General features: G+C 30.8%; 14 protein-coding genes. 6 read left to right on the forward strand and 8 right to left on the reverse strand.

Annotation, left to right across the window (positions count from 1 at the left end; genetic code table 11):
- Positions 1 to 9: 9 nt before the first annotated feature.
- Entirely contained in the window at positions 10 to 990 is a 981-nt protein-coding gene (locus MUN68_RS15125) for a LuxE/PaaK family acyltransferase (protein WP_249993373.1), read from the forward strand.
- Positions 991 to 1063: 73 nt separating this feature from the next.
- Here the strand turns inward: MUN68_RS15125 and MUN68_RS15130 are convergent, their stop codons facing one another.
- Positions 1064 to 1225: a hypothetical protein gene (locus MUN68_RS15130; RefSeq protein WP_249993372.1), complete on the reverse strand. Its 162-nt coding sequence runs from the start codon at positions 1223 to 1225 to the stop codon at positions 1064 to 1066.
- Entirely contained in the window at positions 1226 to 2521 is a 1296-nt protein-coding gene (tyrS, locus tag MUN68_RS15135) for a tyrosine--tRNA ligase (RefSeq protein WP_249993370.1), read from the reverse strand.
- Between the two features lie 214 nt (positions 2522 to 2735).
- Here tyrS and MUN68_RS15140 point away from each other — a divergent pair, with 214 nt between their 5' ends.
- A complete protein-coding gene (locus tag MUN68_RS15140) occupies positions 2736 to 3770 on the forward strand; it encodes an NAD-dependent epimerase/dehydratase family protein (protein WP_317134779.1) in 1035 nt (344 codons plus the stop codon).
- Here MUN68_RS15140 and MUN68_RS15145 read toward each other — a convergent pair.
- Genes MUN68_RS15145 through MUN68_RS15155 form a run of 3 tightly spaced genes read right to left on the reverse strand, consistent with a single transcriptional unit; the run spans position 3767 to position 6319 of the window.
- Positions 3767 to 4216 carry a DUF4296 domain-containing protein gene (locus MUN68_RS15145; protein ID WP_249993368.1) on the reverse strand — a complete coding sequence of 150 codons (450 nt, stop codon included), beginning with the start codon at positions 4214 to 4216 and terminating at the stop codon, positions 3767 to 3769. The genes MUN68_RS15140 and MUN68_RS15145 overlap by 4 nt on opposite strands.
- Positions 4213 to 5559, reverse strand: coding sequence for a dihydroorotase (locus MUN68_RS15150; protein ID WP_249993366.1), 1347 nt, complete (start codon positions 5557 to 5559; stop codon positions 4213 to 4215). The genes MUN68_RS15145 and MUN68_RS15150 overlap by 4 nt, the downstream gene beginning before the upstream one ends.
- A 34-nt stretch (positions 5560 to 5593) precedes the next feature.
- Positions 5594 to 6319: a polyprenol monophosphomannose synthase gene (locus MUN68_RS15155; protein WP_249993364.1), complete on the reverse strand. Its 726-nt coding sequence runs from the start codon at positions 6317 to 6319 to the stop codon at positions 5594 to 5596.
- A 164-nt stretch (positions 6320 to 6483) separates the two neighbouring features.
- Here MUN68_RS15155 and MUN68_RS15160 point away from each other — a divergent pair, with 164 nt between their 5' ends.
- Together MUN68_RS15160 and MUN68_RS15165 are read left to right on the forward strand one after the other, a co-directional pair.
- Positions 6484 to 7137 carry a DUF4271 domain-containing protein gene (locus MUN68_RS15160; RefSeq protein WP_249993362.1) on the forward strand — a complete coding sequence of 218 codons (654 nt, stop codon included), beginning with the start codon at positions 6484 to 6486 and terminating at the stop codon, positions 7135 to 7137.
- A gap of 15 nt (positions 7138 to 7152) precedes the next feature.
- A complete protein-coding gene (locus tag MUN68_RS15165) occupies positions 7153 to 7905 on the forward strand; it encodes a uroporphyrinogen-III synthase (RefSeq protein ID WP_249993360.1) in 753 nt (250 codons plus the stop codon).
- A gap of 73 nt (positions 7906 to 7978) precedes the next feature.
- Here MUN68_RS15165 and pckA read toward each other — a convergent pair whose 3' ends face one another.
- Both pckA and MUN68_RS15175 read right to left on the reverse strand, forming a co-directional pair.
- Positions 7979 to 9595, reverse strand: coding sequence for a phosphoenolpyruvate carboxykinase (ATP) (gene pckA, locus MUN68_RS15170; RefSeq protein WP_249993358.1), 1617 nt, complete (start codon positions 9593 to 9595; stop codon positions 7979 to 7981).
- A gap of 60 nt (positions 9596 to 9655) precedes the next feature.
- Positions 9656 to 10051 carry a DUF423 domain-containing protein gene (locus tag MUN68_RS15175; protein WP_249993356.1) on the reverse strand — a complete coding sequence of 132 codons (396 nt, stop codon included), beginning with the start codon at positions 10049 to 10051 and terminating at the stop codon, positions 9656 to 9658.
- 77 nt (positions 10052 to 10128) lie between these two features.
- Here MUN68_RS15175 and MUN68_RS15180 point away from each other — a divergent pair, with 77 nt between their 5' ends.
- Both MUN68_RS15180 and MUN68_RS15185 read left to right on the forward strand, forming a co-directional pair.
- The gene (locus MUN68_RS15180) at positions 10129 to 11493 is read left to right on the forward strand and encodes a saccharopine dehydrogenase family protein (RefSeq protein ID WP_249993354.1); all 1365 of its coding nucleotides are present in this window, start codon (positions 10129 to 10131) and stop codon (positions 11491 to 11493) included.
- A 29-nt stretch (positions 11494 to 11522) separates the two neighbouring features.
- Positions 11523 to 11993, forward strand: a complete 471-nt coding sequence (locus tag MUN68_RS15185) for an Lrp/AsnC ligand binding domain-containing protein (protein ID WP_249993352.1) — start codon at positions 11523 to 11525, stop codon at positions 11991 to 11993.
- A 2-nt stretch (positions 11994 to 11995) separates the two neighbouring features.
- On the opposite strand, the gene MUN68_RS15190 is transcribed toward MUN68_RS15185, so the two are convergent.
- Positions 11996 to 13774: a T9SS type A sorting domain-containing protein gene (locus MUN68_RS15190; protein WP_249993350.1), complete on the reverse strand. Its 1779-nt coding sequence runs from the start codon at positions 13772 to 13774 to the stop codon at positions 11996 to 11998.
- Positions 13775 to 13906: the final 132 nt, after the last annotated feature.

Consider the following 13906-nt stretch of genomic DNA (forward strand, 5'->3'; position numbering starts at 1 on the left):
TTTGCTATAATGATAAACATTCAGGATATCTTTTCAATGTCTTCGGAAGACAGATTCAATGCTATGGCATTGGATGTTTTTAAATTTCAGTTTGATAACAATCCTGTGTATCGTTCTTTTTGTGATTTGTTATACAAGCACCCAAGCGATATCAAACGTATTGAAGACATTCCATTTTTACCCATTCAGTTTTTCAAAAGCCATGAGGTTTTAAGTTCTAAAAATTCAATTGAAACTACATTTTCAAGTAGTGGTACTACTGGAAGTTTAACAAGCAAGCATCATGTAACCGATTTAAACATTTACGAAAAAAGCTTCAGAAAAGGGTTTCAAGAGTTTTATGGAAACATTGAAGACTATGTCATCTTAGCTTTATTGCCTAGTTATTTAGAACGACAAGGCTCGTCTTTGATTTATATGGTGAATGATATGATAGAACACTCTAAACATCCTGAAAGTGGGTTTTATTTAGATAGTATTTCAGAATTAAAAGAACAGCTTATCACTTTAGATTCAAAAGGACAAAAAGTACTTCTGATAGGTGTTTCATTTGCTTTGTTAGATGTGGTTGAAACCTATCAATTTCAGCTTAAAAATACGATTGTCATGGAAACTGGTGGCATGAAAGGTCGCAGAAAAGAATTGGTTCGTGCTGAATTACATTCTATCTTAAAAGAAGGCTTTGGTGTTTCAAATATTCATAGTGAATATGGCATGACCGAATTATTAAGTCAAGGATATTCTAAAGGAAACGGCGTTTTCGAATGTCCAAATTGGATGCGAATACTAACACGAGATCCAGAAGATGCACTTACACTTCAACAACATCAAAAAACTGGTGGAATTAATGTCATTGACTTAGCAAACATCAATTCTTGTTCATTTATCGCAACTCAAGATTTAGGCAGAGTTGAAAAAGATGGTTCATTTGAAATTATTGGTCGATTTGATTCTAGTGATATTAGAGGCTGTAATTTAATGGTGTTGTAAAATACTTTGTAAGGTTTCAAAATAAAGTGAGACAAATGATAATGAAGCTATAATTCAAGAATAGTTTAGAGTTCTATGAAAAAGAAAAATTAGCTTCAACCGTTGGTTGGTTAATGTTAAACGCCTCATCAAATGATGAGGCGTTTTTCTTTCCTGCAAGGTCTTTGGGACCTTGTAGGTTTGAAGAGCGAATACCAACAAGGTCCCAAAGACCTTGCAGGATAATCAACCTCATTTAAACAACTTTTATAATATAAGTATTTTTCTTTCCTTTATTTAAAATGATGTACTTATCATTGATTAAATCATCATCAGATAATTGATAGTCTTCTTTCACCTTTTCTTTATTCACTGCAACTGCATTTTCTTTTAAGGCACGTCGAGCTTCACTATTAGACGCTAAGAAATTTGTTTTAGCTGCTAAAGCTCCAATCATATCTAAACCAGATGTCAAGTCTGCCTTAGGCAGTTCAGCTTGAGGCACACCTTCAAACACATCTAAAAAAGTGTGTTCATCTAAGGTTTTTATATCTGCTTTGAAGGTTTTACTGAACAAGATATTAGACGCTTTCTCTGCATTTTCGAAATCAGTTTTTGAATGTACCATTGTTGTAATCTCTTCAGCTAAACGTTTTTGCAAACCTCTTTGGTGAGGTGCTTCTTGATGTGCTACAACAATACTTTTAATATCTTCTTCGGTGAGGAATGTGAAAATTTTGATATACTTTTCTGCATCTTCATCACTAGAATTTAACCAATATTGATAAAATTTATATGGCGACGTTCTGTTAGCATCCAACCAAACGTTTCCACCTTCAGACTTACCAAATTTAGAACCATCACTTTTAGTAATTAACGGACAAGTAATTGCAAAACCTTTTCCTTTTCCTACACGTCTAATTAATTCGGTACCTGTTGTAATATTTCCCCATTGATCACTTCCTCCCATTTGAATACTACAATTATTCTCTCTGTATAAATGTAAGAAATCATAACCTTGAACGAGTTGATATGTGAATTCTGTAAATGACATTCCGTCACTAGATTCAGAAGAAATTCTATTCTTTACAGAATCTTTAGCCATCATATAATTGACCGTTATATGTTTTCCCACATCACGAATAAACTCCAGAAACGAGAATTCTTTCATCCAATCATAGTTATTAACCAATTCCGCTGAATTAGGAACATCACTTTCAAAATCTAAAAAATGAGCTAATTGTTTTTTTATAGCATTTTGGTTATGACGCAATGTTTTTTCATCTAACAAGTTACGCTCGCTAGATTTCCCTGAAGGATCACCAATCATTCCTGTTGCTCCACCAACCAAAGCAAACGGCTTATGTCCACAACGCTGATAATGTGCCAATAACATGATTGGAACGAGATTTCCTATATGCAAAGAATCTGCAGTTGGATCAAAACCAACATATGCAGAACGCATCTCTTCCATTAAATGATCTTCTGCTCCAGGCATTGTATCATGTACCATTCCTCTCCACTGTAACTCTTCAACAAAATTTTTAATCATAACCTATAATAAATTAGTAATCTTTGGCAAATATAGATTTATAGCACAAAAGAAAAAAGACTAATTTTACAATAAACTCTATTAAACGTTTTCAATTGGCTGCAAAATGTTCTTATATTCCAATATTCTTATTCTTTTTACTTCGTAACTTTGCTATGAAGCGCAAATAACAATTCATATTGAAATAAAATACCTATTTTTCGCTTCAATCAAAATGATTAAAGGAGTTCATATGATTTTAGTAACTGGAGGAACAGGATTAGTTGGATCACATTTATTGTACAAACTTGTTCGTGAAAACGAACATGTAAGAGCAATTTATAGAAGATCACATACCCTAAAACGTGTAAAACATGTATTCTCTTATTACTGCGAAAATCATAACGAACTTTACAATAAAATTGAATGGGTTGAAGCCGATTTAAATGATGTTCCTGCACTAGAATTCGCTTTTAAAGATATAGACTATGTTTATCACTGCGCTGCTTTTGTAAGTTTTGAACCCAACAAATACTATCAACTTAGAAATATTAACATTGAAGGAACTGCTAATATTGTTAACCTTTGTGTTTCAAACCGTATCAAAAAACTTTGCTATGTGAGTTCAATTGCAGCTATTGGACATGAACCTAATCCTGAGCAATTAATAACAGAGAAAACCGAATGGAATCCAGAAGAAGATAATAGTGTTTATGCAATTACTAAATATGGAGCTGAAATGGAAGTCTGGAGAGGCACTCAAGAAGGTGTGCCAGCTGTTATAGTAAATCCAGGAATTATTTTAGGTCCTGGATATTGGAAAGGTGGTAGTAGCGGAAATTTGTTTAGACTGATACATAAAGGGATGACATATTTTTCTTCAGGCTCATCTGGATATGTTAATGTTTGGGATGTAAGCGACATCATGTATAAATTAATGAAGTCTGATATTATTAACGAACGTTATATTTTAGTATCTGAAAATCTATCATTTAAAGCATTTCAGGAAAAAGTAGCTCAAACCCTAAATGTAAAACCTGCAAAAAAGGAAATTAGCCTTATGATTTTAGAAATTGGTTGGCGTTTAGATTGGCTTTCCAGTAAACTGCTTGGAAGACGAAGAAAACTCTCAAAACAACTGGCTAAATCTATTAGAACTAAAACGGTTTATGACAATTCTAAAATTAAAAACGCTATACAAACAGAGTTTAATAGTATTAATAATTCTATAGAAAAGGTCTCTGAATATTATTTAAAAGACACGAATTAAGTTTTGGCTTTTTTTAATTTCTTAGACTTTAATTTTGGCAAGGAATCTCCAAGTTTTTTTATAGAATCAAGTCTTCTCTTTTTTTGTTTTTCTATGAGGTCAATCTCTTTTTGAAATTTATCTTTTTTGACTTTAATTCTTTTAGCAACTTTATTAATCATTTCATCGTACGCCTTAATATCATATGCGTAATACGCATTACTTTTAACAAATTGAAGACTGTCTATTTGATATTTTTCGAAGATATATGCATCAGGTGTAACATTATTTTGTTCTAGAATTCTTTTGTCAGTTCCTTTGGCTGCATTAAATACAAATACATCAAAAAGTATGTTGACCATATCATTTTTAGCAATCAAATTATCAGGTTTTTTAGGCTTCTCGATCTTATTACAAGCAAAGCAAATCCCAAAAATGAACACTAAAAGGCTTATACGTTTTATCATCTGTTAAAAGTTAATCGTTTACCAGCTTTAACATCAATGATCTTAAAATTATTGTAAGCTAAAGCTCCATTTACAAATGTGTGCGTAATTCTAGATTTAAATGTTGTGCCTTCAAAAGGAGACCAACCACATTTATATAAAATATTTTCTTTGTTAACAGACCAAGGGTTATTGATGTCAATGACTACTAAATCTGCAAAGTAACCAGGTTTTATATAGCCACGCTTCTCTACTTCAAATAAAATTGAAGGGTTATGACACATTTTTTCAGCTATTTTCTCTAATGATATTTTCCCTCTATGAAACATTTCTATCATGGCAACAAAAGCGTGCTGAACTAAGGGTCCACCTGAAGGAGCTTTTGTATAAATCCCTCTTTTTTCTTCTAATGTATGAGGTGCATGATCTGTTGCGATAACGTCAATTCTATCATCTAATAAAGCTTTCCAAAGTTGATCTCTATCTTTAGCCGTTTTAACCGCTGGATTCCATTTAATAAAGGTGCCTTTTTTTTCATAATCTTCATCACTAAACCATAAATGATGAATACAAACTTCAGCAGTAATCTTTTTATCTTTTAACGGAATTTTATTGGAAAACAAACTTGTCTCCTTTCCAGTAGATAGATGAAATACATGTAATCGTGCGCCAGTTTTTTTGGCTAGCTCAATCGCTTTTGATGACGAAATATAACAAGCGTCTTCACTTCTAATAATAGGATGTTTACTTATAGGAATATCTTCACCATATTGATCGATATGTTCTTGAAGATTCTTTTTTATGGTCGCTTCATCTTCACAATGCACAGAAATAACCATATTGGTACTACTGAATATTTTTTCTAATACTTTAGGATTATCAACTAGCATATTTCCAGTTGAGGATCCTAAAAATAATTTTAATCCTGCAACCGATTTTGGATCGACCTTTAAAATTTCGTCTAGATTGTCGTTAGTGCCACCAAACATAAATGAATAATTCGCAGAAGACGTTTTAGAAGCTATATTAAATTTATGCTCTAAGGCTTCAACTGTAGTTGTTTGCGGATTAGTATTAGGCATTTCTATAAAAGAGGTAATTCCACCAGCAATTGCAGCTTTAGATTCCGTTTCAATATTAGCTTTATGTGTAAGACCTGGCTCTCTAAAATGAACTTGATCATCAATAGCTCCGGGAAACACATAATTGCCTTCAACATCAATAATAATTACATCAGCAGATTTTGCACTTATAGAATCTGAAACCTCTTTAATAATATCGTCTTCAATTAAAATATCACCTTCAGTAATTTTGCCTTCATTAACAATTCTGGCATTTTTAATAAGTGTCGTCTTTTTTATCATTTATATTAATTTCTCAATCTATAAGATACGCTTCTTATTTGTTAAAAACACTTTTTAACTTCATATTAATAACACCAAAAATAGCTTCAGAAATAATACTTCCACTCATTTTTGATTTCCCTTTAGTTCTATCTGTAAAAATAACTGGAACTTCAATAATTTTAAATTCTTTTAAATAGGCTTTAAACTTCATTTCAATCTGAAAGGCATAACCAACAAACTTAATGTTATTTAAATCAATTGCTTCCAACACGTTTCTCTTATAACAAACAAAACCAGCTGTGGTGTCATGAATTTTCATTCTGGTAATAAATCTCACATATTTAGAAGCAAAATAAGACAACAATAAACGCTTCATATCCCAATTCACAACATTTATATTATTGTTTATATATCGAGAACCTATAGACATGTCTGCCTTATTTAAAGCACATGAATTATACAGTTTAATAAGGTCTTTTGGATCATGAGAAAAATCGGCATCCATTTCAAAAATGAAATCATAATGTTTTTCCAAGCACCATTTAAAACCAGCAATATATGCAGAACCTAAACCTGTTTTTTCTTGTCGTGATAATAAAAAAAGTTGGCCATTAAATTCTAGTTGTAACTCTTTAACTTTTAGACCAGTTAAATCTGGTGAGTTATCATCAACAACCAAGATATCAAATGCTTTTTCTTTAGAAAATACAGCTCTAATTATAGCTTCTATATTTTCTATTTCATTATAAGTTGGTATAATGACTATTGCATCTCTCATTACTATTATCTAATCGTATTTTTTTTAATACCTATGACAAAAGTAAGTTTTTAAACGAATAATTAAACAGTAAAAATCATAAACAATGTTAATCTTAATAAATCTCTGAAAAGTAATGAAATGTAAAGTATTAGAACATCAAATTTTCTTTATAATTTTACGCTATGCTTAGAGAAGTCATATCTAACGATTGGTTTACCATTTTTTTAATATTAGGATTAACCTTTATCACCTTATGTAAATATTTATTTGCAGTAAGATTTAAAGATTTTATAGCAGTAATAGGCAATTCTAAATACTTAAAAATATATACTAGAGATCAAAAATTTATTGATGGTTTTGATGCGCTTTTATTTCTTAACCTAATCATTTCAGTATCTATATTTTCATATATTGTTTATGCCTCATTAGTGAGTCCTTCGGAATTTAATCTCACACACTTTTTCAAACTTATTTTCGGTATTGGTGTGCTATTTTTAATTAAAGTGCTTTTGGAACGTTTATTAGGAAGTGTTTTTGAAATTGATTCGATAATGGATTCCTATTTATTTCAAAAAACAACATTTAAAAATTATATTGGGTTTATTTTACTCCCAATCAATTGCATATTGATTTATACAATAACTCCAACAAAACCTATAATTTACTCATGTATAGGTTTGATTATTTTAATAAATCTGATCGGATTTATTAGTACATTTAAAAACAATCAAAAATTATTAATACGTAATTTATTCTATTTTATTTTGTATCTTTGCGCTCTTGAAATTGGACCCTATCTGATTTTATATAAGTTAATTAAAGATTTTAACGCTTAAAACACTTTAATGAATATGACGAAAGTGAAAACGATTTTAGTATCACAACCTGAGCCTAAAATAGAGAACTCGCCTTACTTTGACCTTCAAGAAAAGCAAAAAGTAAAAATAGATTTCCGACCATTTATTCATGTTGAAGGAGTAGAAGCTAAAGACGTAAGGCAACAAAAAGTTGATCTTTCTAACTATACAGCCATCATACTAACCAGTAGAAATTCTGTAGATCATTTCTTTAGAGTCGCTGAAGAAATGCGATTTAAAGTTCCAGATTCAATGAAATATTTTTGCCAATCTGAGGCTGTCGCTTATTATTTACAAAAGTATGTTGTTTATAGAAAACGAAAAATTTATGTTGGTAAACGTACTTTCGCAGATTTAACACCTTTAATTAAAAAATATAAAGACGAAAGTTTCTTATTACCAACTACAGATAAACTGAAACCAGAAGTTCCAGAAATTTTAGACGGTTTAAGTGTTAAGTGGAAACAAGCTACTTTTTATAAAACTGTAATTAGTGACCTTTCAGATTTAGCAAATGTTTATTATGATATTTTAGTATTTTTTAGCCCTTCAGGAATTGAATCATTATTTCATAATTTTCCAGAATTTAAACAAAATGATACGCGTATCGCTGTTTTTGGAAATACAACCATAAAAGCTGTAGAATCTCATGGATTAAGAGTTGATATTGCAGCACCTACTCCTGAAACACCATCTATGACAATGGCATTGGAAAAATATATAGAAAAGACGAATAAAGGAAAATAATATATTCTTTATACATATTAAAAAAAGCGATTTCAATTAGAAATCGCTTTTTTTGTTTAACACTTATAACTAATTAAAACGCATAGCGTTGAGGACCACCACGTCTTATTTCTTCACTAGCATTATCTTCAAACTTTTTAAAGTTTTCACGAAATGCATTTGATAATTTAAAAGCTGTTTTATAATACGCTTCATCATCATTCCATGTTGTTCTTGGACTCAAAACTTCTTTAGGAACTCCAGGACATGATCTTGGTTGTGCTACACCAAATACAGAATGTAAATGGTAATCATCATAATTATAAACTCCTAAATCGCCATTAAGTACTGCAGTAATCATAGCTCTTGTATATTTCAATTTCATACGAGTACCAACTCCGTAAGGACCACCTGTCCAACCAGTATTAACCAGCCAAACATTTACTCCAGCTTCTTTCATTTTTGTACTAAGCATATCCGCATACTCTGTTGGATGTAATGGCATAAATGGTGCTCCAAAACAAGCAGAAAAACTTGGTACTGGTTCAACAACACCAGCTTCTGTACCTGCCACTTTTGCTGTATAACCAGAAATAAAATGGTAAGCAGCTTGATTAGGCGTAAGTTTTGATATTGGAGGCAATACTCCAAACGCATCAGCTGTTAAAAAGAATATGTTCTTTGGATTTTTCCCTATTGAAGGCACTTTAATATTTTCAATATGATATATTGGATAACTTACACGTGTATTTTGTGTTATTGTTGTGTCTGAAAAATCCACATCTCCTTTATCATCAGCGATTACATTTTCAAGAATTGCACCTCTTTTTATTGCAGAAAAAATCTCTGGTTCTTGCTCCTGTGATAAATTAATAACTTTAGCGTAGCAACCACCTTCAAAATTAAACACTGTATTTTCATTTGTCCAACCATGTTCGTCATCACCAATTAAACTTCTATCAGGATCTGTAGACAAAGTTGTTTTACCTGTGCCTGATAAACCAAAAAAGATGGCAGTATCTCCATCTTTTCCAACATTAGCACTACAATGCATAGGCAATGTGTTTTTATATACTGGAAGAATAAAGTTTAAAGCAGAAAAAATTCCTTTCTTAATTTCTCCTGTATAACCTGTACCTCCTATCAATGCAATCTTCTTTGTGAAATTTAAAATAGCAAAATTATGCTGTCTAGTTTCATCAATTTCTGCATCAGCCATAAATCCTGGTGCATTAATTACTGTCCACTCAGGTGAAAAATCTTTTAATTCATCTTCATTTGGGCGTAAAAACATGTTATATGCAAACATATTACTCCAAGGATATTCATTAATTACACGAATATTCAATTTATAATTAGGATCTGCACATGCATAACAATCTCTCACAAAAACTTCTTTTTCTGAAAGGTAATCGACTACCTTATCATAGAGTTTATCAAAAGCATTGGGTTCAAATGGAATATTAATATTTCCCCACCAAACTTTATCTTTGGTAATATCGTCTTTTACAATAAATCGATCTTGTGGAGATCTTCCAGTAAATTCTCCTGTATTAACAGCAAGAGTTCCCGAAGAGACTTCAACACCTTGGCCTTTTTCTATTGTAATGTCATGAAGTTCATCAGAAGATAATTGATATCTAATTTTAGCATTTTTAATACCGTAACCTTCTAACGCAATCGTTTTCGTAATTTGTGTATGGTTTACCATAATTTGTTTATGTTGTTTAGACTGCAAAATTAAACAATATTTTAAAGTAGCGCCTTAAATTTATGATTTATCAGTACTGATTTTTAAAAAGTTTATCAACAATATCAACCATGAAATTATTAATAACAATCCTCCAATAGGAGTAATAAATCCAATACTTTTAAAATCAAATGACGTTAAAGTGTTTGTTGCAAGGCCATAAATTGAGCCAGAAAAGAAAATAAGACCAATAATAACCAGATAAAAAATCCTGCGTTTCGTTTTATCATTTAAAGTGTTTAATATTCCAATAATAAATAAATAAAAAGCATGATACATTTGATATCTCACACCTGTTTCAAATGTTTGTTGCGCCTCTAATGGTATTAAAATTTTCAAGCCATGAGCTGCGAAAGCTCCTAAAACAATTGCTAGCATACCCAAAATAGTCGCTGTAATAAAAATAGTCCTATTCATATAATTGAAATTTTGGTTTTAATAACCCTTAGTATTTAGTAAATTCGTCAATACAAAACTACTCAACAAAAGCCATTATGCGAAAGATTTTAGTTATTGGTGCAGGAAAATCTGCATCTTTCCTTATAAAATACTTATTAAACAAATCTACTGAAGAAAACTTACACATTATTGTAGGCGATATTAATATACAGAATGCCAGAAAACTTATAAACGACCATGAGAATGGACAAGCAATTACGCTTGATGTTTTTAGTAGTCATTCAAGACATGATGCAATTGAAAATGCAGACATTGTCGTCTCAATGCTTCCAGCACGTTATCATATTGAAGTAGCAAGAGACTGTATTACCTATGGAAAACATATGGTAACTGCATCTTATGTAAGTAAAGACATGGAAGAACTAGATAAAGCTGCTAAAAACAAAGGACTCGTTTTTATGAATGAAATAGGAGTAGATCCTGGAATTGATCATATGAGCGCAATGAAAGTTATTGACGACATTAGATCTAAAGGTGGAAAAATGATTCTTTTTGAATCGTTTACAGGTGGACTAGTAGCTCCAGAAAGTGATAACAATCTTTGGAATTATAAATTTACTTGGAATCCAAGAAATGTTGTTCTAGCTGGTCAAGGAGGAGCTGCCAAATTTTTACAAGAAGGCACTTATAAATACATTCCTTATAACCGGTTATTCAGACGTACAGAATTTTTAGAAATTGAAGGCTATGGTCGTTTTGAAGCGTATGCTAATAGAGATTCATTAAAATACCAAAGCGCATATGGCATGGATGACATTAAAACCTTATATCGAGGTACAATACGTCGCGTTGGATATGGTCGTGCATGGAATATTTTTGTGCTTTTAGGAATGACTGCAGATGATTATACCATTGAGGACAGTGAAAACATGAGTTATCGAGATTTTATAAATGCATTTTTACCTTATAGTCATACAGATTCGGTTGAATTAAAATTTAGACATGCTCTAAAAATTGATCAAGATGATATTGTTTGGGATAAGCTTGAAGAGTTAGATCTTTTTAGTAAAACTAAGATGGTAGAACTTAAAGAAGCAACACCTGCACAAATACTTCAAAAGATTTTAATGGATAGCTGGACACTAGAAGACGATGACAAAGATATGATTGTGATGTATCATAAATTCGGATACCAACTTAATGGTGAAATGCATCAAATAGACTCGACAATGGTTGCTAAAGGTGATGACAGAACATATACAGCCATGTCCAAAACAGTAGGCTTACCAGTTGCTATTGCAACACTTGCTATTTTAAATGAAAAAATTACAACGCCTGGAGTACAAATTCCTATTCACAAAGAGGTCTACGAACCTATATTAAATGAATTAGAAGACTTCGGAATTAAATTTTCTGAAAAGGAAGTGCCATATTTAGGCTACAATCCTTTGAATGTGTAATGATTAATTCTTGATAAACAATACACAAGATGAAAACAGTTAACCAAAGCATACAAATTGATGGTATTGATAAAAAGATACTAAGAGCTTTAATGAGTGATGCTAGAACACCTATTTTAGAAATTGCACGTCAAGTTGGTATTTCGGGAGCTGCTATTCATCAACGGTTAAGAAAACTAGAAAAATCAAAGTTGATTTCAGGATCTAAGTTTGTCATCAACCCAAAAGTATTAGGCTATACCACAATGGCTTTCATTGGTGTTTTTTTAGATAAAGCTGTTAGTAATCCAGAAGCTGTAAGGCAATTACAAAAAATCCCAGAAGTATTAGAATGTCATTATACTACTGGGAATTGGAGTGTTTTCATTAAAGTATTATGCAAAGACAATGAACATTTAATGCAAGTGCTTAATAAAGATATTCAATCTATAACAGGAGTTTCTAGAACAGAAACCTTTATTTCTTTAGACCAACAAATCGATCGACAGATAAAGATTTAAGTTTAGTTTTTAATTAGTTTTTTACTAACAGAGATTCCATCCTTTACAATATTTAGAATATATAAACCTGTTTTTAATTGTGATAGATTTAAACGGTTCTCTCCACCTTTTAATTTACCATCTAACAATTGTTGTCCATTAATATTATGTATTGTATAATAAGCGTCTGCTTGAATTGAAACCGTAATCACATCATTTACGGGATTTGGATATAGCATTACTTCATTATTAGAAAAAGAATCATTTTTGGAATCCATTAATGCTTGCTGATTTCTATTCCTAGAGGTACGTTTATATTGGCAATCTTCACTAAACATACTTGATGGGTCAACATTGATCCAGTTAGCAGCGCTATAAACAGCATCATCAACTTGAATACATTCTAAATCTGAATTATTGAGTGCATTAAAATATGTGATTTTGGTGTTATTCCCATTTTTCAAATTCAAGCCTATCAATTCATTATCATCACAATTTAAGATTTTTAATACTGGATTATTAGCCAAGTTTAAATGTGTTAAATTATTAGAAAGACAAGATAGATACTTTAATGCTGTATTATTATTGACGTCTAAACTGGTTAAATTATTAATACCACATGATAAATTCTTTAATGCTATATTATTACTTATATCTAAATTGGTTAAACTATTAGAGTGACATAATAAATAAAATAACGAAGCACTGTTACTTACATCTAAACTAGTTATATTATTTGAAGAAACATTCAAAATGGTTAATGCTGTAAAATCTTCAATTCCTGTAAGATCTGAAATTGCTTTATTTTTAACATCTAAAAAATTAATGCCATTAATGTTAGTGGTTAGGACATAATCATCTAAAGCACCAGAATCATAACCTAAATCTATTAAGGCTTGTTCAAAATTATCGTCTGGAACGTAAGTAAAGTTTGTTGGATACAGACAGTCTTCACTAAAACTGGTTTGCGCATCAATATTGGTCCAATTTGCTGTACTGTATGCTTGGTCTTCAACTTGAATACATTCTAAATCTGAGTTATTAAGTGCATTAAAACTTGTAATAATAGTATTGTTTCCATTCTTCAAATTTATACCTGTTAAAAAATTATCACTACAGTTTAATGTTTCTAATAACCCATTATTAGTTAATTTTAAACGAGTTAAACTATTACTATTAGCCAATAAAACCTTTAATGATGTATTGTTACTTAAATCTAAAGCAATTAGGTTATTAGATAAACATACTACAGTCTCTAATGCAGTATTATTAGTTACATCTAAAGTAGTTAAACTATTGAAATGGCATGATAAATACGTTAATGCTATATTATTGCTTAAGTCTAAATTTGTTAAGTTATTACTATAGCATTCTAATTGTTCTAATTCAATATTAACGCTTACATCTAAACTACTTAAATTGTTATTAGAAACATTCAAAACTATTAATGCTATATTATTACTTAGGTCTAAACTAGTTAAACTATTATTGGCGCATGTTAAATATTCTAATTCAATATTGGTGCTTACATCTAAACTAGTTAAGTTGTTATTAGAAACATACAATCCTATTAATGCCGTGAAATCCTCAATTCCAGTAAGATCTGAGATTCCTTTATTCTGAACAGCTAAATAACTAATGCTATTTATATTGGCTGTGAGAACATAATTATCTAAAGCACCCGAATCATAACCTAAATCTATTAAGGCTTGTTCGAAGTTATCATCAGGAACGTAGGTGTTTTGAGCATTGGCATTTAAGCTTAAAAAAGCGAACAAAAGAATAAAATAAAATGGTCTCATTTTTAAATAATTTATGGTTAATAGCTATAGTTCTCATGGAACTTAGTCTCTAAATTACTACGGAAGAGCTGTTGTTTTATTGATAAAAAAGTGGATGATAACTATTTGCAAGTAAGGCGGTTGTAATAGTCA

It is taken from the genome of Psychroserpens ponticola (assembly GCF_023556315.2).
Classification (GTDB): Bacteria; Bacteroidota; Bacteroidia; order Flavobacteriales; family Flavobacteriaceae; genus Psychroserpens; species Psychroserpens ponticola.

Bases quoted from the DNA above. Each gene is read 5' to 3' on its own strand.
- MUN68_RS15185 (WP_249993352.1), top strand. From the start codon at position 11,523: ATGAAAACAGTTAACCAAAGCATACAAATTGATGGTATTGATAAAAAG.
- MUN68_RS15125 (WP_249993373.1), top strand. From the start codon at position 10: ATGATAAACATTCAGGATATCTTTTCAATGTCTTCGGAAGACAGATTC.
- tyrS (WP_249993370.1), bottom strand. From the start codon at position 2,521: ATGATTAAAAATTTTGTTGAAGAGTTACAGTGGAGAGGAATGGTACAT.
- MUN68_RS15130 (WP_249993372.1), bottom strand. From the start codon at position 1,225: ATGAGGTTGATTATCCTGCAAGGTCTTTGGGACCTTGTTGGTATTCGC.
- pckA (WP_249993358.1), bottom strand. From the start codon at position 9,595: ATGGTAAACCATACACAAATTACGAAAACGATTGCGTTAGAAGGTTAC.
- MUN68_RS15155 (WP_249993364.1), bottom strand. From the start codon at position 6,319: ATGAGAGATGCAATAGTCATTATACCAACTTATAATGAAATAGAAAAT.
- MUN68_RS15145 (WP_249993368.1), bottom strand. From the start codon at position 4,216: ATGATAAAACGTATAAGCCTTTTAGTGTTCATTTTTGGGATTTGCTTT.
- MUN68_RS15150 (WP_249993366.1), bottom strand. From the start codon at position 5,559: ATGATAAAAAAGACGACACTTATTAAAAATGCCAGAATTGTTAATGAA.
- MUN68_RS15165 (WP_249993360.1), top strand. From the start codon at position 7,153: ATGACGAAAGTGAAAACGATTTTAGTATCACAACCTGAGCCTAAAATA.
- MUN68_RS15190 (WP_249993350.1), bottom strand. From the start codon at position 13,774: ATGAGACCATTTTATTTTATTCTTTTGTTCGCTTTTTTAAGCTTAAAT.
- MUN68_RS15160 (WP_249993362.1), top strand. From the start codon at position 6,484: ATGCTTAGAGAAGTCATATCTAACGATTGGTTTACCATTTTTTTAATA.
- MUN68_RS15140 (WP_317134779.1), top strand. From the start codon at position 2,736: ATGATTAAAGGAGTTCATATGATTTTAGTAACTGGAGGAACAGGATTA.
- MUN68_RS15180 (WP_249993354.1), top strand. From the start codon at position 10,129: ATGCGAAAGATTTTAGTTATTGGTGCAGGAAAATCTGCATCTTTCCTT.
- MUN68_RS15175 (WP_249993356.1), bottom strand. From the start codon at position 10,051: ATGAATAGGACTATTTTTATTACAGCGACTATTTTGGGTATGCTAGCA.